General features: G+C 69.0%; 18 protein-coding genes and 1 pseudogene. 11 read left to right on the top strand and 8 right to left on the bottom strand.

Annotated features, from left to right (window positions below):
- Nucleotides 1-771 precede the first annotated feature (771 nt).
- Nucleotides 772-1,527: a M48 family metallopeptidase gene (locus EV216_RS02535; protein ID WP_132693492.1), complete on the top strand. Its 756-nt coding sequence runs from the start codon at nucleotides 772-774 to the stop codon at nucleotides 1,525-1,527.
- 23 nt (nucleotides 1,528-1,550) lie between these two features.
- Here the strand turns inward: EV216_RS02535 and EV216_RS02530 are convergent, their stop codons facing one another.
- The 5 genes from EV216_RS02530 to def (EV216_RS02510) form a co-directional block, all read right to left on the bottom strand.
- Nucleotides 1,551-2,078, bottom strand: a complete 528-nt coding sequence (locus EV216_RS02530; RefSeq protein ID WP_132693491.1) for a DUF2478 domain-containing protein — start codon at nucleotides 2,076-2,078, stop codon at nucleotides 1,551-1,553.
- Between the two features lie 111 nt (nucleotides 2,079-2,189).
- Entirely contained in the window at nucleotides 2,190-3,089 is a 900-nt protein-coding gene (gene fmt / locus EV216_RS02525) for a methionyl-tRNA formyltransferase (protein ID WP_132693490.1), read from the bottom strand.
- A complete protein-coding gene (gene def / locus EV216_RS02520; RefSeq protein ID WP_132693489.1) occupies nucleotides 3,089-3,592 on the bottom strand; it encodes a peptide deformylase in 504 nt (167 codons plus the stop codon). Before def (EV216_RS02520) ends, fmt begins: the two co-directional genes overlap by 1 nt.
- Nucleotides 3,589-4,083 carry a peptide deformylase gene (gene def, locus EV216_RS02515; protein ID WP_132693488.1) on the bottom strand — a complete coding sequence of 165 codons (495 nt, stop codon included), beginning with the start codon at nucleotides 4,081-4,083 and terminating at the stop codon, nucleotides 3,589-3,591. The genes def (EV216_RS02520) and def (EV216_RS02515) overlap by 4 nt, the downstream gene beginning before the upstream one ends.
- The gene (def, locus tag EV216_RS02510; RefSeq protein WP_132693487.1) at nucleotides 4,080-4,601 is read right to left on the bottom strand and encodes a peptide deformylase; all 522 of its coding nucleotides are present in this window, start codon (nucleotides 4,599-4,601) and stop codon (nucleotides 4,080-4,082) included. Before def (EV216_RS02510) ends, def (EV216_RS02515) begins: the two co-directional genes overlap by 4 nt.
- A 102-nt stretch (nucleotides 4,602-4,703) precedes the next feature.
- On the opposite strand from def (EV216_RS02510), the gene EV216_RS02505 reads away from it, so the two are divergent.
- The 3 genes from EV216_RS02505 to EV216_RS02495 all read left to right on the top strand — a co-directional run bounded on the left by EV216_RS02505 (nucleotide 4,704) and on the right by EV216_RS02495 (nucleotide 7,485).
- Nucleotides 4,704-5,873, top strand: coding sequence for a MalY/PatB family protein (locus EV216_RS02505; protein WP_132693486.1), 1,170 nt, complete (start codon nucleotides 4,704-4,706; stop codon nucleotides 5,871-5,873).
- On the top strand, nucleotides 5,870-6,409 hold the full coding sequence (locus EV216_RS02500; protein ID WP_132693485.1) for a L,D-transpeptidase family protein: 540 nt from the start codon (nucleotides 5,870-5,872) through the stop codon (nucleotides 6,407-6,409). The genes EV216_RS02505 and EV216_RS02500 overlap by 4 nt, the downstream gene beginning before the upstream one ends.
- Nucleotides 6,410-6,495: 86 nt before the next feature.
- Nucleotides 6,496-7,485, top strand: a complete 990-nt coding sequence (locus tag EV216_RS02495) for a glutathione S-transferase family protein (protein WP_132693484.1) — start codon at nucleotides 6,496-6,498, stop codon at nucleotides 7,483-7,485.
- Between the two features lie 6 nt (nucleotides 7,486-7,491).
- Here the strand turns inward: EV216_RS02495 and smc are convergent, their stop codons facing one another.
- Nucleotides 7,492-10,950: a chromosome segregation protein SMC gene (gene smc, locus EV216_RS02490; protein WP_132693483.1), complete on the bottom strand. Its 3,459-nt coding sequence runs from the start codon at nucleotides 10,948-10,950 to the stop codon at nucleotides 7,492-7,494.
- A 226-nt stretch (nucleotides 10,951-11,176) separates the two neighbouring features.
- Here smc and EV216_RS02485 point away from each other — a divergent pair, with 226 nt between their 5' ends.
- Nucleotides 11,177-11,677 (top strand): GNAT family N-acetyltransferase, encoded by a 501-nt coding sequence (locus EV216_RS02485; RefSeq protein WP_132693482.1) that lies wholly within the window; start codon nucleotides 11,177-11,179, stop codon nucleotides 11,675-11,677.
- On the opposite strand, the gene EV216_RS02480 is transcribed toward EV216_RS02485, so the two are convergent.
- Nucleotides 11,647-11,940 (bottom strand): hypothetical protein, encoded by a 294-nt coding sequence (locus EV216_RS02480; protein WP_165899118.1) that lies wholly within the window; start codon nucleotides 11,938-11,940, stop codon nucleotides 11,647-11,649. The two genes, EV216_RS02485 and EV216_RS02480, sit on opposite strands and share 31 nt — an antisense overlap.
- A gap of 143 nt (nucleotides 11,941-12,083) precedes the next feature.
- On the opposite strand from EV216_RS02480, the gene EV216_RS02475 reads away from it, so the two are divergent.
- The 4 genes and pseudogenes from EV216_RS02475 to EV216_RS02465 all read left to right on the top strand — a co-directional run bounded on the left by EV216_RS02475 (nucleotide 12,084) and on the right by EV216_RS02465 (nucleotide 14,718).
- On the top strand, nucleotides 12,084-12,776 hold the full coding sequence (locus EV216_RS02475) for an aspartate/glutamate racemase family protein (RefSeq protein WP_132693480.1): 693 nt from the start codon (nucleotides 12,084-12,086) through the stop codon (nucleotides 12,774-12,776).
- Between the two features lie 86 nt (nucleotides 12,777-12,862).
- Nucleotides 12,863-12,997 (top strand): annotated as a pseudogene (locus EV216_RS18850) (FAD-dependent oxidoreductase); the annotation flags it as partial.
- A 153-nt stretch (nucleotides 12,998-13,150) separates the two neighbouring features.
- Entirely contained in the window at nucleotides 13,151-14,248 is a 1,098-nt protein-coding gene (locus EV216_RS02470) for a GMC oxidoreductase (RefSeq protein WP_243641941.1), read from the top strand.
- Nucleotides 14,245-14,718: a PAN domain-containing protein gene (locus EV216_RS02465; protein ID WP_132693478.1), complete on the top strand. Its 474-nt coding sequence runs from the start codon at nucleotides 14,245-14,247 to the stop codon at nucleotides 14,716-14,718. Before EV216_RS02470 ends, EV216_RS02465 begins: the two co-directional genes overlap by 4 nt.
- A gap of 20 nt (nucleotides 14,719-14,738) precedes the next feature.
- Here the strand turns inward: EV216_RS02465 and EV216_RS02460 are convergent, their stop codons facing one another.
- On the bottom strand, nucleotides 14,739-16,394 hold the full coding sequence (locus tag EV216_RS02460) for a thiamine pyrophosphate-binding protein (protein ID WP_132693477.1): 1,656 nt from the start codon (nucleotides 16,392-16,394) through the stop codon (nucleotides 14,739-14,741).
- A gap of 118 nt (nucleotides 16,395-16,512) precedes the next feature.
- On the opposite strand from EV216_RS02460, the gene EV216_RS02455 reads away from it, so the two are divergent.
- On the top strand, nucleotides 16,513-17,055 hold the full coding sequence (locus EV216_RS02455) for an NADPH-dependent FMN reductase (RefSeq protein WP_132693476.1): 543 nt from the start codon (nucleotides 16,513-16,515) through the stop codon (nucleotides 17,053-17,055).
- 45 nt (nucleotides 17,056-17,100) lie between these two features.
- Entirely contained in the window at nucleotides 17,101-17,919 is an 819-nt protein-coding gene (locus tag EV216_RS02450; protein ID WP_132693475.1) for an HTD2 family dehydratase, read from the top strand.
- Nucleotides 17,920-17,934: the final 15 nt, after the last annotated feature.

Raw genomic sequence — 17,934 nt, 5'->3', positions numbered from 1 at the left:
GACCGCGCCGGTCCATGAGTTCCGGGGTGACCTTAATGCATCGGGAACGTATCAGAAAGGTAAAGCAGGCGTTAAGAACATACTACTACCCTCCAAGGCAACAAAGCGGCGCAACCGCGCGGATTTCTCGCAGATCGCTGAGGGCCCGTCGGCTTGCGTCAGGATTGGGCCGAAGCCGTGTCAAAACCCCGCAAGGGTGGCGATTCCGGTCCCGGATCGCCGATTCTGCACGACGCTGGCGCAGTTCAGGCCATGTCCGCGCCCAATCCGCTCCAGGACAAAAAAGCGCCCGGCCTCTTGCATTTGCATCGGTACAATAGCCAGCGTCACAGCGCGATCACCCGGGACTCGTTCAGGCCGAGCCGTTCTTCTTTCTGCCCTGCTCGCGCGGCCACATATGGCCGCCGATCTGGTGCAGGCCGACACCGACAAAGGGCTGCGCGGTCTCGATCGCTTCCGCCTGGGCACTTGGCTTGCGGATTGTCCTTCCGGATCATCGGCGGAGTCTGGATCAACAGGGACCGGGCGCGGTTCTACGCTTGGCACCGACGCCTCCGCATTAGGCCTATGATCGACAAAGGGCGGTTCACAATCGCGATCCGGTCTGGACGATCGGGTGTGCCATCCCCTATCCAGAGTGAGTGTGGGGCATGCGCGAGCGGCGAAGACCGGGCTGATCGTAAGGCGCGTCCGCGCCGCTGGCCCACCCGCATGTCGGCCCGGGCGCGGCTTGCCTTCGCCGCCCCCCCTGCAACCCGTGAGGACATTGCCATGGCCTGTTCCTGTCTGACCCGCCGCCGCTTTCTTGCCACCACCGCCGCCGGATCGGTGATGTCGCTTTCGGGCTGCGTCGGGACGCCGCCCGCGCTGGTGTCGTCGTCCGAGGTCGAGGCGATGGGGCTGCGCGCCTGGTCGGAGCTGCGCGCGCAACAGCCGCTGTCGCGCGATACCGGGTTCCAGTCCTCGGCACAGCAGGTCTCGCGGCGGCTGCTGACCCATCTGGGCGAGCCGACCGGCGCGTGGGAGGTGCAGGTCTTTTCCTCGCCCGAGATCAACGCCTTTGCCTTGCCGGGGCGCAAGATCGGCGTCTACGAAGGCATGTTCCGCGTTGCCCGCACGCCCGACCAGCTTGCCGCCGTGATCGGTCACGAGATCGGGCATCTTCTGGCCAAGCACCCCGAGGAACGCATCAGCGCCGAGGTCGCGACCGAAACCGGATTGCGGCTTATCGGCGGGATGCTGGGCGCAAGCAATGTGGGCAATGCCGATGTGATCACCGCCGCGCTGGGGCTGGGGGCGCAGGTCGGGCTGTTATTGCCCTATTCGCGCAACCAGGAGCTTGAGGCCGACGAGTTCGGCGTCCGGGCGATGGTCGGCGCGGGCTACGAGGGGCGGCAGGCGATCACGCTCTGGCAGCAGATGGAACTGGCCGGCGGCGCGCGCTCCCCGGAATTCCTGGCGACCCATCCCGCACCGGCGGCCCGGATCGGGGCGATGGAACGCCTGCTTGCCACCCTTCCGGCCTGAGAGCCCGCGCGGCCCCTGTGTGGTCAGGCGCGGGCGGGCAGCGTCGCGCGGCACCAGTCCAGCAGGGCCCGCGGCTCGGGTGACAGGTTCTGCGCAAGCCCGCCGGTGAATGCCTCCCACGCGGCGGCGTAGTCAGGGCGCACCGCGACCAGCGCGGGGATGCCGCAAGCGCAGGCACGCTCGATCACCGTGCGGAAGCCGCCGCCTTCGGCCTCGGCCTTGCCGAAGCGGGGCAGGACGACCAGATCGGCCCCCGCATCGAGCGCCACAAGTGCCGCGCCTGCCGCCGCGGCAAGACCCCGGGGATCGAGGCGACAGCCTGTCGCGCCCGGCCCCAGGGCCTGCGAAATCCCGAACACCGCACCATCCGACAGGGCCACGACCGCCATGCCGCCATCCGCAAGCCCGGTCTGCCGGAACCCCGCCAGCCGCCAGCCCTCGGCCTGCAGCGCCGCCACCAGTCCCGCCAGAAGGGTATCGACCGGAACCCCCGCGGCAATGGGAAAAGCGGCGATCCGCGGCTCGGCCGTTCCCTCCTCCGTTCCGGTCATGCCCGGCCTCCCCTGCCCGACCTGCGCCTCATTCGACCTGACCCTGCCTGTATAGCCCGGCGGCACTGTCGCGAGAATGCCCCTGTCCGGAAGGCCCCCGGCGCGGGGCGATCAATCCAGCCGTTCGGGCAGCGTCAATCCGCGCAGGATCTCGTCCGCCGACATGGGCCGTTTGCCCTCGCGCTGGGCTTCGAGGATGGCGACCGCGCCCGATCCGCAGGCGATGGTCAGGCGATCCAGCACCTGGCCGGGCGCGCCGTCGCCCTCGGCCACCCGGGCGCGCAACAGCTTGAGCCGTTCGTCCCCCGCCATGCACCATGCGCCGGGAAAGGGCGAGAGTCCGTTGATCTGGCGCGCGATTTCGGCGGCCGGGCGGGTCCAGTCCACCCGCGCCTCGGCCTTGTCGATCTTGTCGGCATAGGTGACGCCCGCCTCGGGCTGGGTCTCGGGCGTCAACTCGGGCAGCCGGTCCAGCGCCTGCACGATCAGCCGCGCGCCCATGGCGGACAGTCGGTCGTGCAACTCGCCGGTGGTTTCCTGCGCCCCTATGGGTGTGGCCTCGCGCAGCAGGACGGGTCCGGTATCCAGCCCCGCCTCCATCCGCATGATGCAGATGCCGGTTTCGGTGTCGCCCGCCATGATCGCCCGGTGGATCGGCGCCGCCCCCCGCCAGCGCGGCAGGAGCGAGGCGTGGATGTTCAGACAGCCCAGCCGCGGCGCATCCAGCACCGGCTGCGGCAGGATCAGCCCATAGGCGACCACGACCGCGATATCGGCCGCCAGCGCGGCGAACTCGGCCTGCGCCTCGGCGCCCTTCAGCGATTTCGGATGGCGAACGGGCAGCCCCAGCGCCTCGGCCCGGGCCTGAACGGGCGAGGGGCGATCCTTCTTGCCGCGGCCTGCGGGGCGGGGGGGCTGGCAATAGACGGCGGCGATTTGGTGGCCCGCGGCGACCAGCGCATCCAGCACCGGCACCGAGAAATCGGGCGTCCCCATGAAGACGACGCGCATCAGCCCCGCCCCAGCTTGGCGGCCTTTTTCAGAAGCCGATCGCGTTTCAGGCGTGACAGGTTGTCGAAATACATCCGTCCATTCAGATGGTCGATCTGGTGCTGGACCGAAGTGGCCCAAAGCTCGGCAAACTCGCGCTCCTCGGTTTCGTCCTCCTGGTTCAGGAAGCGCACCGTCACCCGCGCGGGGCGCGTGATCTCGGCCCAGACACCCGGCAGGCAGGGACTTGCCTCGTCATGGGCGTTCAGCGCGGACGAGGAAGCGACGATCTCGGGATTGGCCATGCGCACGGCCTGGCCGCGGCTGTCCGAGCAATCCACGACCGCCAACCGCAGCATGACCCCGATCTGCGGCGCGGCAAGGCCGACGCCCTGTCCCGGCATCGCCTCCATCGTGTCGATCATGTCGGCCCAATGGGCGCGGACCTCGTCGGTGATCGTCTCGACCGGGGCGGCGGGGCGTGAAAGCCTTGGGTCGGGCCATTGCAGGATCGGACGGATCATGCGCGATAGGCCTCTTCCAGCCCGGCACGCAACGCGGGCGCCATGCGGTCCAAGGTGACGATGCCGTCCAGGTGGTCGATCTCGTGCTGGGCGCAGATCGCGGGAAACCCCGCCAGCGTCTCGCGCCGCTCGGTCCCGTCGATATCGCGCCAGCGCAGCGCGATTTCCACCGGCCGCTCGATCTCGGCCACGATACCGGGGATCGACAGGCAGCCCTCGGGGCCGGTGGCGGTCTCGTCTGACCACGCCTCGATCACCGGGTCGAGGAAGATGCGCGGCGCGCGCGGGCCCGCCCTTCCGTTCACATCCATGACGAACAGCCGCTTGAGAACGCCCACCTGCGGTGCCGCCAGACCCCGGCCCGGCGCGTCATACATCGTGTCCAGCATGTTCGCGACCAGCAGGCGGATCTCGTCGGTGATCTCTTCCACCGGGGCGCAGACCATGCGCAACCGCTCGTCCGGCCAGCGCAGGATCTGCAGGATGCTCACGCCCTGGCCCGGTCGCGCTTGATCTTCTGCATCTTGCGCGTGATGAGCTGGCGTTTCAGCGGCTTGAGGTAGTCGATGAACAGGATGCCATCGAGGTGGTCGATCTCGTGCTGGACGCAGGTCGCCCAGAGGCCCGAGAACCGTTCCTCCTTCTGGTCGCCCGCGGGATCGGTCCAGCGCACCACGACCTCGGAGGGGCGCGTCACCTCGGCATAGGTCTCGGGCACCGAAAGGCAGCCTTCCTCGTGGATGTTGCGCTCGTCCGATTTCCAGACCACTTCGGGGTTGAACATGGCAAAGGGTTTGGGCCGCGTACCCACGTCCTTGGCGCAATCCATCACGATGAGGCGGGACAGGATGCCCACCTGCGGCGCGGCAAGGCCGATGCCCGGCGCGTCATACATGGTGGCCAGCATGTCCTCTGCCAGACGCTGCAACTCGCCCGTGATGTCCGACACGGGGTCGGCCACCGTTTTCAGGCGCGGATCGGGATGGATCAGGATCGGTCGGATGCTCATGGCGCATGGATTTAGGCGAATCGAGGCCGCCTTGCAATGCGACGAACGCTTGCGCCTGCGGGGCCAGCCGCTAGCTTGGCGCGGCACGAGCAGGAGGCCCCCATGGATTTCGACGAGATCATCGACCGCCGCGGCACCCATTCGATGAAATGGGACATGATGGAGCCGATCTATGGCGTGCCCGCCGCCGACGGCATTTCGATGTGGGTGGCCGACATGGATTTCCGCCCGCCCGCCTGTGTCGGCGCCGCCGTGCAGAAGATGGTCGATCACGGGATCTACGGCTATTACGGCGACGAGGGCGCCTATCGTGCGGCAATCGGCTGGTGGATGCACAGCCGCCACGGCTGGCAGATCGAACCCGACTGGATCTTTACCACCCATGGTCTGGTGAACGGCACCGCGATGTGCGTCGATGCCTTCACCGCGCCGGGCGATGGCGTGGTGCTGTTCACGCCGGTCTATCATGCGTTCGCGCGGGTGATCCGGGCGGCGGGGCGGCGCGTGGTGGAATGTCCGCTGGTGCTGCGCGATGGCCGCTACGAGATGGATTTCGCCGCCTGCGACGGGCTGGCCGAGGGCGCGCGCATGGTGATCCTGTGTTCGCCGCACAATCCCGGCGGGCGGGTCTGGAGCCGCGCGGAATTGCAGGGCTTGGCCGATTTCGCCAAGCGGCATGACCTGATCCTCGTATCGGACGAGATCCATCACGATCTGGTCTATCCGGGGCAGAAGCACATCGTCATGGACCTGGTGGACCCGACGCTGCGCGAGCGGCTGGTGATGCTGACCGCCACCACCAAGAGCTTCAATATCGCGGGCGCCCATAGCGGCAATGTCATCATCCCCGATCAGGCGCTGCGCGCCCGTTTCGCCGGGCGCATGGCCGCGCTGGGGATCTCGGCCAATTCCTTCGGGATCGAGATGGCAACCACCGCCTATTCGCCCGAGGGCGCGGAATGGATCGACGCGCTGATGGTCTATCTCGACGGCAACCGGCGGCTGTTCGACGCGGGCGTGAACGCCATCCCGGGGCTTGCGTCCATGCCGCTGGAGGCGACCTATCTGGCCTGGGTCGATTTCGCGGGCACCGGCATGACGGCGGCCGAGTTTACCGCGCGCGTCGAGAAGGGCGCCAGGATCGCCGCGAACCATGGGCCGACCTTCGGGGCCGGGGGCGAATGCTTCCTGCGGTTCAACATCGCCACGTCCCGCGCCCGCGTCGCGCAGGCGGTCGAACGGTTGCAGGCGTCCTTTGCCGACCTGCAATGAAACGGATCGCGGGGCTTTTCAGCCATCTGGCGCTGGCGCTTCTGGCGGCGGGCGCGGTTGTCCTGGCGCTGGGCCTGATCGCGCCGCGCATGCCTGCACCACCCCCGCCGCTGACCGGCCCCGTCGACCGGATCGAAGTGGTGAAGTCGGATCGCCGCATGACCCTGTTCGTCGGCGACCTGCCGGTGCGCAGCTACGCGATCGCCCTGGGCTTTGACCCCGAGGGGCACAAGCAGGCGCAGGGCGATGGCCGCACGCCCGAGGGCCGGTTTCACATCGACCGGCGCAATCCGCAAAGCGGCTATCACCTGTCGCTGGGCCTGAACTATCCCCGCCCCGAGGACCGCGCCCGCGCCGCGCGGGCCGGCGTGAACCCGGGCGGCGACATCTTCATCCACGGCCAGCCGCCGGGCATTCCCCAGGACCGCCGCCTTGGCCATGACTGGACGGCGGGTTGCATCGCGCTGAGCAATGCCGAAATGGACGAGCTTTGGCGCGTCGTGCCGCTGGGAACCCCGGTCGACATCCTGCCCTAGGTGCGTCTGCGCAGGGCTCTTGCGCGTCGAGCGGGGAGGCAGCGCGCCGCCCGCGCCCCTATCTCGGTCCTGCAAAGGAGGATGATATGGGTCAACTGATCGACGGAAAATGGCATCCGGGCTGGTATGACACCGCCGAAAGCGGCGGGCGTTTCGTGCGTTCCACCGCCGGGTTTCGCAACTGGATCACGGCCGATGGCGCCCCAGGCCCCTCGGGCGAGGGCGGGTTTCCGGCCGAAAGCGGGCGCTATCACCTTTACGTCTCGCTTGCCTGTCCCTGGGCGCATCGCACGCTGATCTTCCGCGCGCTCAAGGGGTTGACGGAGCATATCGGCGTTTCGGTCGTGCATCCCGACATGCTGGACGATGGCTGGACCTTCGCCACCGATTTCCCCGGCGCGACAGGCGACAGCCTGCACGGACTGCCCTTTCTGCGCGACATCTATACACGCGCGAAACCCGACGTTTCGGGCCGGGTGACGGTGCCCGTCCTGTGGGACAGGACGCGCGGCACCATCGTCTCGAACGAATCGGCCGAGATCATCCGGATGTTCAATTCGGCCTTCGACGGCATCACCGGCAACCGCGACGATTACTGGCCCGCGGCCCTGCGCGCCGAGATCGAGACGCTGAACGAGCGCATCTATGACAGCGTGAACAACGGCGTCTACAAGGCGGGCTTTGCCACCACGCAAGCCGCCTATGACGAGGCCGTTGCGGCGCTGTTCGACAGCCTCGACTGGCTGGAGGATCGGCTTGCCACAAGGCGCTACCTGATGGGCGTGCGGATCACCGAGGCCGATTGGCGGCTGTTCACCACGCTGGTGCGCTTCGATCCGGTCTATCACGGGCATTTCAAGTGCAACCGGAACCGGCTGGCCGATTTCCCGAACCTCTGGGCCTATACCCGCGAGCTCTATCAATGGCCCGGCGTCGCCGCGACGACCGATTTCGGCCATATCGTGCGCCACTACCATTACAGCCATGACAGCATCAATCCGCACCGGATCCTGCCCACGGGCCCGCGGATCGACTGGCTGGCGCCGCATGGCCGGGACCGGCTGAAAGCCGCGTGAGGCCGGTCAGGCGACCAGCGCCTCGGCCCGGCTCAGATCGACGGAAACAAGCTGGCTGACGCCCTGCTCGGCCATGGTCACACCGAACAGCCGGTTCATCCGGCTCATGGTGATCGCGTGGTGGGTGATGATGAGAAAGCGCGTATCGGCCCGGCGCGTCATCTCGTCGAGCATGTCGCAGAAGCGCGTGACGTTGGCGTCGTCCAGCGGCGCGTCCACCTCGTCGAGAACGCAGATCGGGGCCGGGTTTGCAAGGAACACGCCGAAGATCAGCGCCAGCGCCGTCAACGTCTGCTCGCCCCCCGACAGAAGCGACAGGGTCGAGAGCTTCTTGCCCGGCGGCTGGCACATGATCTCGAGCCCCGCCTCCAGCGGATCGTCGGATTCCACCAGCACCAGCCGCGCCTCGCCGCCGCCGAACAGATGCGTGAACAGCATCGCGAAGTTGGAATTGACCTGCTCGAACGCGGTCAGAAGCCGCTCGCGCCCCTCGCGATTGAGGCTGGCAATGCCAGAGCGCAGCGCGCGGATCGCCTCTTCCAGATCGCGCTTTTCGGTGGCCAGTGTCTCGTGCTCGACGCGCACGGTGCGGGCATCTTCCTCGGCGCGCAGGTTCACCGCGCCCAGCGCCTCGCGCTGGCGTTTCAGCCGGGTGACGTCATGCTCGATCTGTTCGGCAGAGGGCATCCGCTCGGGGTCGGCGCCCAGCCGGTCCAGCAGCGCGGCGGGGGTCGCCTCCATTTCCTCGGCGATGCGGGCTGCGGCCTGGGCTGCGGCCTCGCGCGCGGCTTCGGCACGGGCCTCGGTTCCGGCGCGGGCCTCGCGGGCCTCGCCAGCGGCGCGTTCGGCCTCGCGCGCGGCGCGGTCGGCCTCGCGCAGGGCGGTCTCGGCCTCGGCCAACGCATCGGCCGCGCGCCGTCGCCGGTCCTCGGCCTGCCCGATCGCGGCGTCCAACTCCTCGCGCTTCGCGGCGATTTCCTCGGGCGCGGCGGCGGCTTCCTCCAGATCGGCCTCTGACGCTGCCTTGCGTTCGGCAAGTTCCGCGATCCGCGTCTCGGCGGTGTCCAGCCGCTTGCGCCAGGTCGCCACTTCCCTTGCGATCTCGACCAGACGGCGCTGCCGCGCCTCGGCGTCGCGCTTCAGTTCGTCATGGGCGGCGCGGCGGGTGATCATCGTCATCCGCGCGGCCTCGACCGTGGTGCGGACATCCTCAAGCCCGGCCCGCGCCGCGTCCAGGTCACCCAGCCCGGCCAGCGCCGCCTCGGCCTCGCGCAGGCGGGTGCGCGCGGCGGTGGCTTCGTCCTCGTGGCGCGAAACCGCCATCTTCGCGGTTTCCAGCCGACTGGCCGCGATATCGCGGTCGGCCTCGGCGCGCGAAAGCGCCCTTCCCGCCTCGGCCAGATCGCGGTCGGCGGCGCGGCGGGCCTCGCGCGCGGCGCGGTCGGCCTCGGTCGCATCGGCCAGCGCCTCGGCCACGCCCTGATGGGCGCGCGCCGCCGCCTCGGCCCGGGCCGTCGCCGTGTCCAGATCGCGGCGCAGATCGGCCAGCCGGTTGAGCTGTTGCAGGCGCAGCGTGGCGGCGCTGGGGGCATCGCCTGCGCCTGCGCGCAAGCCATCCCAGCGCCACAGATCGCCCTCGGCGCTGACCAGCCGCTGACCGGGTTTCAACGCGGGGTGCAGCCGCATCCCCGTCGCCCGATCCGGCACCAGCCCGATCTGCCCGATCCGGCGCAGCAGGACCGGCGGCACGCTCACATGATCGGCCAGCGGCAGCGCGCCTTCGGGCAGCGGCTGCGGCCGGTCATAGGGGGGCAGGGCGGCCCAGCCCGAGGCGGCCTGGTCCCGCGCCTCGGGCGCGCGCAGATCGTCGGCAAGCGCGGCGCCCAGCGCCTTTTCGTAGCCCTTCTCGACGCCCAGAAGGTCCAGCACCTGGCCGCCTTCGGCCGCGTCGCGCTCGACCAGCCGGGCAAGGGCGGCTGCCTCGGCGCGCAGGGCGTTCGCCTCGCCCTCGGCCTGCGCCTTGTCGGCCCGGGCGTCGGCCTCGCGCGCCTGGGCATCGCCGCGCGCCTCGTCCGCGGCTATCAGGGCGGCTTCGGCGGCCTCGGCGGCTTCGGCCGTCCGGTCCTGCCGCTCGCTTGCCGTATCGACCGCCGCGCGTGCCGCCGACAGCGCGCCCTGGGCCTCGCCCACCGCGGCGCGGGCCTCGGCGGCCTCGGCCTCGTTGCGCGCCAGCGTCCGGGCGGCATCCTCGCGCAGGCGCTGGGCCGAATGGTGGCGGGCCGACAGACGGGCCATGTCCTCGGTCTTCTGGCCCAGCACATCCTCGCGGTCGCGCAGCACCGACGCGGCCTCCTGCGCGGCCGCGCTGGTAATCTCCATCGCGGCCTCGTGCCCGTGATGTGCCGCTTCGAGCGCGGCGCTTTCCTCGTCCAGCCGCGCCAGCGTCTCGCCCGCATCGCGGTTCAGCCCCGCCTCGCGCTCGATATCGCGGCCAAGCTGCACGATCCGGCCTGTCAGCGTCTCGATCGCGGCGCGCGCGCGGGATTCCTGCTCGGTCAGCGCGTCGCGTTGCACGACCAGCCGTTGCAGGATCGCGGCGGCGATGGCCTCTTCCTCGCGCAAGGGCGGCAGGGCGGTCTCGGCAGCCTCGCGCGCGGTGCCGGCCTTGCGCGCCGCGACCTCGGCGGCAGCGGCGGCGCGGGTGCGTTCGGTCAGTTGCGCCTCGGTCGTGGCGCGGGTGCTGTCGGCCTCCTGCCAGCGGCGGAACAGCAACAGCCCCTCGGCGCGGCGCAATTCCTCGGCGATCTCGCGATAGCGCGCTGCCTGTTTGGCTTGCCGGGCCAGTTGCGCAAGCTGCTGGGCAAGCTGGTCCAGAACGTCATCCACCCGGGACAGGTTCTGCTCGGCCGCGTTCAGGCGCAATTCCGCCTCGTGCCGACGCTGGTAAAGCCCCGAGATGCCCGCGGCCTCTTCCAGCACGCGGCGGCGGTTGCGCGGTTTGGCGTTGATCAGTTCCGAGATCTGGCCCTGGCGGACCAGCGCCGGGGAATGTGCGCCGGTCGAGGCATCGGCGAACAGCATCTGCACGTCGCGCGCGCGCACCTCCTTGCCGCCGAGCTTGTAGGCCGAGCCCGCATCGCGGGTGATCCGGCGCACGACCTCGAGGATGTCGCTGTCGTTGAACTCGGCGGGGGCCAGACGGTCGGAATTGTCGATCAGCAAACTGACTTCGGCGAAGTTGCGGGCGGGCCGCGTGGCGGCACCGGCAAAGATCACGTCTTCCATGCCGCCGCCGCGCATCGCGGTCGGGCGGTTCTCGCCCATCACCCAGCGCAGCGCCTCAAGCAGGTTCGACTTGCCGCAGCCATTCGGCCCGACAACCCCGGTCAGCCCCTCGGCGATCACCAGATCGGTGGGATCGACGAAGCTCTTGAAACCGTTGAGCCTGAGTCGGGTGAAGCGCACGGATCCGTCCTGTCCTGATTCCCGCGAGGTTGTTCGATCCTTTGCCGGGTCGCCCCGGGTGTCAAGCGTTCGCCCCAGCATCTGGGCGCCTTCGGGGGTTTCTCCACAAGATATTGACTGACGATTCCTGCGGCGCCGGTGGCTTTCGCTGCGGTGCGGCGTCACCCCTTGACCTTTGTCGCGGGTCGGGCGACCACCGTTAAGATTTTGCGAAAGGGTGTCCCCCATGCCTGTGACCATCGCAACCGAATCCGTCCTGTCCGACTGCGGACGGGCCTTGATCGAGGCGAGCGAGGCGGCACTGCTGGCCGTCTATCCGCCCGAGGAATGCTTCAGCTTCTCGGTCGATGAACTGGCGACGAAATCCACCCAGTTCCTTGTTGCCCGCCGCGCCGGGGCGCCCGTGGGCTGCGTCGCGCTGGTCGATCAGGGCCATTATGGCGAGATCAAGCGGCTTTACGTCGATACGGCCCAGCGCGGGCAGGGCATCGGCCGCGCGTTGATGGAGGATCTGGAGGCCGCCGCCCGCGATATCGGGCTGGGGCTTCTGCGGTTGGAAACCGGTGCGGCGCTGGCGGCGGCGGTGCAGCTATACCGCCGGATGGGCTATCAGGATTGCGCGCCGTTCGGCGGCTATCCTGACATCTCCTCGAACATGTTCATGGAAAAGCGGATCGGGCTGTGCCTGCGCGATGATCAGGGGGCCGCGCAGCTCAGGCGGGCATAGATCACCGCCGGATCGCCGGACAGCGAGCCGGGGCGTATCCGGCAGCCCGTGCCCAGTTCGATCGCCCGCGCGCCGCGCGCCATCGTGCCGGGGCGATGCTCGGCGTTCAGCCGGATCGCCTGTGCCGTGCCGTCCTTGCGGCGCACCGCGAAATGCGACCCCTCGACCACGACCCGCGTGCCGGGCAGGGCGCCGAATTCCGGTCCGGGCGAATCGCAGCCCGCCAGGCTCAGGACGATCAGAAGGGGCAGCATCCGCGCCATGCCGGTATCGGGGCAGAACCGGGTTAAGCGGCGGTTAACGCGGCACGTCCGCACCTTTCGGCGGAGGCCCGCCGGCTTCGCTTTGTCGCCTTGCGCGTGCATTCGCGCTGTTTCACCACCGGGCTGACATCGGGAAGACAGGCATGAAGACCATCGGCATTCTCGGCGGTATGTCCGCCGCCTCGACCGCGCTTTATTACGACGCGCTGAACCGCGGCGCGCGCGAAAGGCTGGGCGGGCTGCATTCGGCCGAACTGCTGATCCGCTCGCTCGATTTCGCAGGGGTCGAGCGGATGCAGGCCGCAGGCGACTGGGAGGCGGCAGGCCGTCTGCTGAACCGCGAGGCGCGCGCCTTGCAGGCGGGGGGTGCTTCGCTGCTGATCCTGGCCACCAACACCATGCACAAGCTGGCCGGGCCGATGATGGCGGGCGTCACGATCCCGTTCCTGCATATCGCCGACGCGACCGCCGCGGCGATCCGGGCGGCGGGGTTGTCCCGGCCGGGCCTGATGGCCACCGCCTACACGATGGAGCAAAGCTTCTACACCGACCGGCTGCGCGCGGCGGGCCTGTCGCCGATGCTGCCCGGCCCCGAGGACCGCGCGACCACGCACCGGATCATCTATGACGAGCTTTGCCGCGACGTGATCCGCGACGACAGCCGCACCGCCTATGAGGACATCGCGATGCGGCTGGCCAAGCGCGGCGCCGATTGCCTGATCCTGGGTTGCACCGAGGTCGGCCTGCTGCTGCATGCGGGCAATGTGCCGATGCCGGTCTTCGACACGGTGCAGGTGCATTGCGCCGCCGCGCTGGAAATGGCGGCGGTGGCCTAGCGACCGGCGACAGGGGAGCCGCCCTTGTCCATTGCAACTATGGGCTGTAGTGTCGTCCCGCTTGCCCATAGAAACGGCCCGCCGCCATGTTCGTCGAGATCCGGGACGCCAATCTTGAACGCTACGATGTGTTCATCGTCGGCTCCGGTCCCGCGGGAACGACCCTTGCCCTTCAGCTTGCCCAGCGGGGTAGGCGTGTTTTGATCCTCGAAAGCGGTGGACGCGACTATGACGCCGGGGTTCAGTCCGCCTTCTCGTCGGTGTATGGCCGGGGACATTTTGACGGGATCCACTGGTCATCGCACTGGATTCGGGCTCTTGGCGGCACTTCGGGGGCTTGGCAGGGCTTCTGCCTTCCGCTTCTTGACCGGAACATGGCCCACTGGCCGATCGGTCGGGCCGAACTTGACCCCTATTATAGGATCGCTGCCCGCATCCTTGGCCGCGATCCGACATTTTTGACATTCCAGCAGGATCACCTTGACGGGTTCCGGCTGCGTCCTTTCTCGACCGAGCCGCCGGTCCATTTTGGCGATCCGGAATTCGGTGTGCCCGAGGACGATCCCATGATCGACATCGCCCTGAACACCACGCTTGCCGGACTGCGGCCGCGGCTGGACCGGCAGGGTGTCGATGGCATCGCGATATGGTCTCCGGGCGGAGGGAGGATCGAGGCCCGCGTCGCCGAGACCCAGTCTATCGTGCTCGCGGCCGGGGGGGTGGGCAATGCCCAGATCCTGCTGGCCTCGACCGATGGCACAAGTGCAGCGGTCGGGAACGAGGCAGATCAGGTCGGCCGGTATCTGATGGAGCATCCGCATTCCTACCATTGCGGCCGGGTCGTCGTGCCGTCGGAACTGGCGCTGCCCGAAGCGCCGGAGCCATTCGGGGCGCAGGTGCCCGCGCTCGTGCCAGACGACTCGCTTCACGCGCAGATCGGCGGGCGCGATGTCTCGGTCGAATGGGTCGAAACCGCGCCCAACCTGAACGATCCGCACGAGGTTTTTCTGCTGGATCGCATCGGCCCCGCGGCCCGGAGCTTTTTCCTGAACGTCCGGTCCGAAATGGCCGCAGATCCGGTGAACCGCCTCACCATCGGCGAAGGCCGTGACCCCGCGGGCCTGCCACGACTGCGCGCCCGTTGTGTCATCGGCGCGGACGACCTGCGGGCGATCGATCTTTGCCTCGAGGCGCTTGGCGGGCGGCTGGTCGCCAACGGACCGGGGCGGCTGCGAATCCTCAATGACGCGCTTTACCGCGGTGTAACCGGCGGAGGCCATATAATGGGAACAACGCGCATGGGCGACGACCCGCGACGCAGCGTGGTAAACCGCGACTGTCGTGTGCATGGCTATCGCAATCTCTTCGTCGCGGGGTCTTCGGTCTTCGCTACCGGCGGTTACGAGAACCCTACCCTGACGATCATGGCGCTGGCGGCGCGTCTTGGCGACCATCTGGCGGATGCGGCATGAGTCTGACCCGGCGCGAGCTTCTGTCCGGCATCGCGGGTTTCGCGCTTGGCAGCGCCGTGGTCGCGCTGGCGGGATCGGTCTATCGCGACTACCGAAGGAAAGACCGGGTCGCACGGCAACAAGTCGCCGCCCCGGCCCACCCGCCCACGCTGGACGACGATGGTTGGCTGCTGACCGCCGAGGATCGCGAGGAATTTCTTGCGGGCGACGACCTGATGTCCAGCGACATGCTGCAAATTCGCGATGCGGTCGACATCCCCGGCGGCGATTACGCGGCATTTCGCGTTGTCGGTCTTGGGGACTGCGTGCGGGCCTGCGAGGCGGACAGCCAATGCGCAGCCTTCACGTTTGCGCGGTCGTCGCATCCCCTGCCGAACAAACGCAGAATGTGCTGGTTGAAGGGAGCCGGAACCGCCGCGCCCGTGGTCGATCTGCCCGCGTATGTTTCCGGTCGGCGCGGCAACTGGTAGCGTTCTGCGGCCCCGGAGCGTCAGCCCGCAAAGCCCATCGCCCGAGCCTCCGACAGTGTGAGACCCGTCGCCAGCGCCTCGGGGTCAAGCTGCAACTCGACCACGAAGGGCACGGTCGCGGCCAGGGCCCGCGCTATCGCGGCCGGAAACTCGGCCTGATCCGTCACCACCACCCCGTCGCCCCCATAGGCCCGCGTCAGTGCCGGGTAGTCGGGATTGACCAGATCGGTGCCGCTGACCCGGCCCGGGAAACGGCGTTCCTGATGCATGCGGATCGTGCCGTAGCGGCCATTGTTGGCCACGATCACCACCACCTTCGCCCCGTGCTGAATGGCGGTCGACATCTCGTTCAGGGTCATCTGGAAACAGCCATCCCCGGCCAGACAGATCACCGCCCGGCCTGGATGTTCCAGCGCGGCCGAGATCGCGGCGGGAAAGCCATAGCCCATGGACCCCGACGTCGGCGCAAGCTGGGTGCCATGCCGCTTGAAGGCGAAATAGCGGTGCAGGAAGGCGGCGTAGTTCCCTGCGCCATTGGTGACGATCGCATCCTCGGGCAGATGGGCCGAGAGCCAGGCGATCACCGCTTCCATCCGGACCGCGCCGGGCGTCTGCCGGGGCGTTGTCCATGCCTCGTATTCGGCCCGCGCCTCGGCCCGCCAGGCCCCCCACGGCCCCAGCCGACCGTTCAGCCGCGCCAGCGCCGCAACCATCGCGGGCGCGGGCAGCGCGATGCCGGGATCGGGGCGCCAGACCCGGCCCAACTCGTCCGCATCGGCATGAACATGCACGATCCGCGGCCCCGGCCTTGTGGGATCGAGCAGCGTGTAGCCATTGGTCGCCGTGTCGCCCAGCCGCGTGCCCAGTGCCAGCACCAGATCGGCCCCGGCCAGCCGCGCCCCCAGCCGGAGGTTCATCCCCACGCCCAGATCGCCCACATAGCAGGGATGGCGGTTGTCCATATGCCCCTGTCGGCGAAAGCTGGCCGCCACCGGCAGATCGAAGGCCCCGGCAAACCGCGCCAGATCCGCCGCCGCCTGTGTCGACCAATGCGGCCCGCCGACGACAACCAGCGGACGTTCGGCCTGCGCCAGCGCCTCGGTCACCGCGGTGACCTGCGCGGCGCTTGGTTCGGGCGCAAGCCGGGCAGGGGGCGGCAGGTCGGGGATGTCGGCCCGCGCGCTCAGCATGTCCTCGGGCAGCGCCAGCACCACCGGACCGGGGCGGCCCGAGACAGCCACATGAAAGGCGCGCGCGATGTATTCCGGCAGGCGTTCGGTCTGGTCGATTTCGGCCACCCATTTGACCAGCGGGCCGAAGAAGCGGCGATAGTTCAGTTCCTGAAACGCCTCGCGATCCCGGTCGCTGCGCGCGATCTGCCCGACGAAAACGACCATCGGCGTCGAATCCTGCCGCGCGACATGCAGCCCGCTGGCCGCATTCGTCGCCCCCGGCCCGCGCGTGACGAACAGAACGCCGGGCTGGCCGGTCATCTTTCCGTAAGCCTCGGCCATCATCGCCGCGCCGCCCTCGTGGCGGCAGGTGATGTTCGGGATGCCGACATCGTAAAGCCCGTCGAGGGCGGCCAGAAAGCTTTCGCCCGGCACCGAAAAGACCCGCCTGACCCCCTGAAGCGCCAGTTGATCGGCCAGGATGCGCCCGCCATGTCGTTCCATCCGCTTGCCCTCCGTCCTGCCTCGGCCGCACCCTGCGCCAAGCGAGCACAGGGCACAACCCGCTTGCAGTCCGGCGCCTGTGGCCTAGGTTCGGGCTGTACCAGACGGAGGCAGCGACATGGCCGCACACAGGCTTCTGGGGATTTCCGGCGCGCTCAGGGCGGGCTCGTTCAACACCCTGCTGGTCCGCGAGGCCGCGCGGCTGTTCGACCCCGCGGGGTTCGAGATGGCCGACCTGCGCCTGCCGCTATACGATGGTGATCTGGAAGCGGCCGGAGGCATCCCGGCGCCCGTCCTGCGCCTTGCCGACCAGATCGCGGCGGCCGATGCGGTGGTGATCTCGGGGCCGGAATACAACAAGTCAATCTCGGGCGTGCTGAAGAACGCGCTCGACTGGGTCAGCCGGACCAAGGGGAACCCCTGGGCGGACAAACCCGTTGCGATCGTCTCGGCAGCGGCGGGAATCGCGGGCGGGCCGCGCGCGCAATTCGCGCTCCGCCATTGCCTTGTCGCCTTTCGCCCGCGGCTGTTGCAGGGGCCCGAGGTGATGGTGGGCAATGCCGCCCAGCAATTCGATGCCGAGGGGCGGCTGACCAACGAGGTCGGGCTGAAGCTTCTGACCGAACTGATGGCCGCGCTCAAGGCCGAGATCGGACGCTAGCCACCCCGCTTGCGCGCCCCGCGGCCTGCGGCTAGCGTCCGGCCCATGACCGAGGCGCTGGGCAGAACGCAAATCCTCCGCGACGCGATGGACCCGGTCCGGGCCGCGGCGCTGCATGCCGCGCTGGGGCTGGACGGCCCGCCGCCGGGCCATCTGGCCATCCTGCCGCCTTTCTTCCACCAGGTCTATTTCTGGGATCCTCGCCCGCCCGCGGACCTGGGCCGCGACGGGCATCCCCGACTCGGTGCCTTCCTGCCCGATCTCGGCCTGCCGCGGCGGATGTGGGCCGGGGGGGAACTTGCTTTCTTCGGCCCGCTGCGTGCCGGCAGCCCGGCAGAGCGGACCACCGCCATCGAGGGCATCACCCGCAAGCAGGGGCGTACCGGGCCGCTGGCCTTCGTCACGCTGCGCCATGACATCGTGCAGGCGGGTGTGCTGCGGGTCAGCGAACGTCAGGACATCGTCTATCGCGAGGATCCGCGCGCGGGCGCCCCCCGCCCAGCGCCGCCCCCCGCCCCAGAGACGGCCGAGGACGCGACCGAAGCGCGTTTTCCGCCCACGCTTCTGTTCCGCTACTCGGCGCTCACCTTCAACGGTCACCGCATCCATTACGACCGCGACTATGCCACCGGCACCGAAGGCTATGGCGGGCTTGTCGTCCACGGCCCGCTTCTGGCGCAACTGCTGATGCTGAAGGCCACGGCGAAGGGTCCGTTGCGCCGCTTCAGCTTCCGCGCCCGCTCGGCGCTGATCGACCACGAAACCGCCACGCTCTGCCGGGCGGGCGACCGGCTCTGGGTGCGGGGGCCGGACGGGCGGCTCTGCATGTCAGCCGAGGTCGAGCACGGGCAGGAGCGTTACTGATCTTCTTCTTGGAAA

This window comes from Rhodovulum steppense, assembly GCF_004339675.1.
Lineage (GTDB): Bacteria > Pseudomonadota > Alphaproteobacteria > Rhodobacterales > Rhodobacteraceae > Rhodovulum > Rhodovulum steppense.
The sequence above is the reverse complement of the archived record's forward strand: the minus strand, read 5'-3'. Positions and strand labels throughout refer to the sequence as shown.

Bases quoted from the DNA above. Each gene is read 5' to 3' on its own strand.
- EV216_RS02455 (WP_132693476.1), top strand. From the start codon at position 16,513: ATGGCCGCACACAGGCTTCTGGGGATTTCCGGCGCGCTCAGGGCGGGC.
- fmt (WP_132693490.1), bottom strand. From the start codon at position 3,089: ATGCGCGTCGTCTTCATGGGGACGCCCGATTTCTCGGTGCCGGTGCTG.
- EV216_RS02475 (WP_132693480.1), top strand. From the start codon at position 12,084: ATGAAGACCATCGGCATTCTCGGCGGTATGTCCGCCGCCTCGACCGCG.
- EV216_RS02485 (WP_132693482.1), top strand. From the start codon at position 11,177: ATGCCTGTGACCATCGCAACCGAATCCGTCCTGTCCGACTGCGGACGG.
- def (WP_132693487.1), bottom strand. From the start codon at position 4,601: ATGAGCATCCGACCGATCCTGATCCATCCCGATCCGCGCCTGAAAACG.
- EV216_RS02450 (WP_132693475.1), top strand. From the start codon at position 17,101: ATGACCGAGGCGCTGGGCAGAACGCAAATCCTCCGCGACGCGATGGAC.
- EV216_RS02460 (WP_132693477.1), bottom strand. From the start codon at position 16,394: ATGGAACGACATGGCGGGCGCATCCTGGCCGATCAACTGGCGCTTCAG.
- EV216_RS02495 (WP_132693484.1), top strand. From the start codon at position 6,496: ATGGGTCAACTGATCGACGGAAAATGGCATCCGGGCTGGTATGACACC.
- EV216_RS02530 (WP_132693491.1), bottom strand. From the start codon at position 2,078: ATGACCGGAACGGAGGAGGGAACGGCCGAGCCGCGGATCGCCGCTTTT.
- EV216_RS02465 (WP_132693478.1), top strand. From the start codon at position 14,245: ATGAGTCTGACCCGGCGCGAGCTTCTGTCCGGCATCGCGGGTTTCGCG.
- def (WP_132693489.1), bottom strand. From the start codon at position 3,592: ATGATCCGTCCGATCCTGCAATGGCCCGACCCAAGGCTTTCACGCCCC.
- EV216_RS02470 (WP_243641941.1), top strand. From the start codon at position 13,151: ATGGCCCACTGGCCGATCGGTCGGGCCGAACTTGACCCCTATTATAGG.
- EV216_RS02480 (WP_165899118.1), bottom strand. From the start codon at position 11,940: ATGGCGCGGATGCTGCCCCTTCTGATCGTCCTGAGCCTGGCGGGCTGC.
- EV216_RS02505 (WP_132693486.1), top strand. From the start codon at position 4,704: ATGGATTTCGACGAGATCATCGACCGCCGCGGCACCCATTCGATGAAA.
- EV216_RS02535 (WP_132693492.1), top strand. From the start codon at position 772: ATGGCCTGTTCCTGTCTGACCCGCCGCCGCTTTCTTGCCACCACCGCC.
- EV216_RS02500 (WP_132693485.1), top strand. From the start codon at position 5,870: ATGAAACGGATCGCGGGGCTTTTCAGCCATCTGGCGCTGGCGCTTCTG.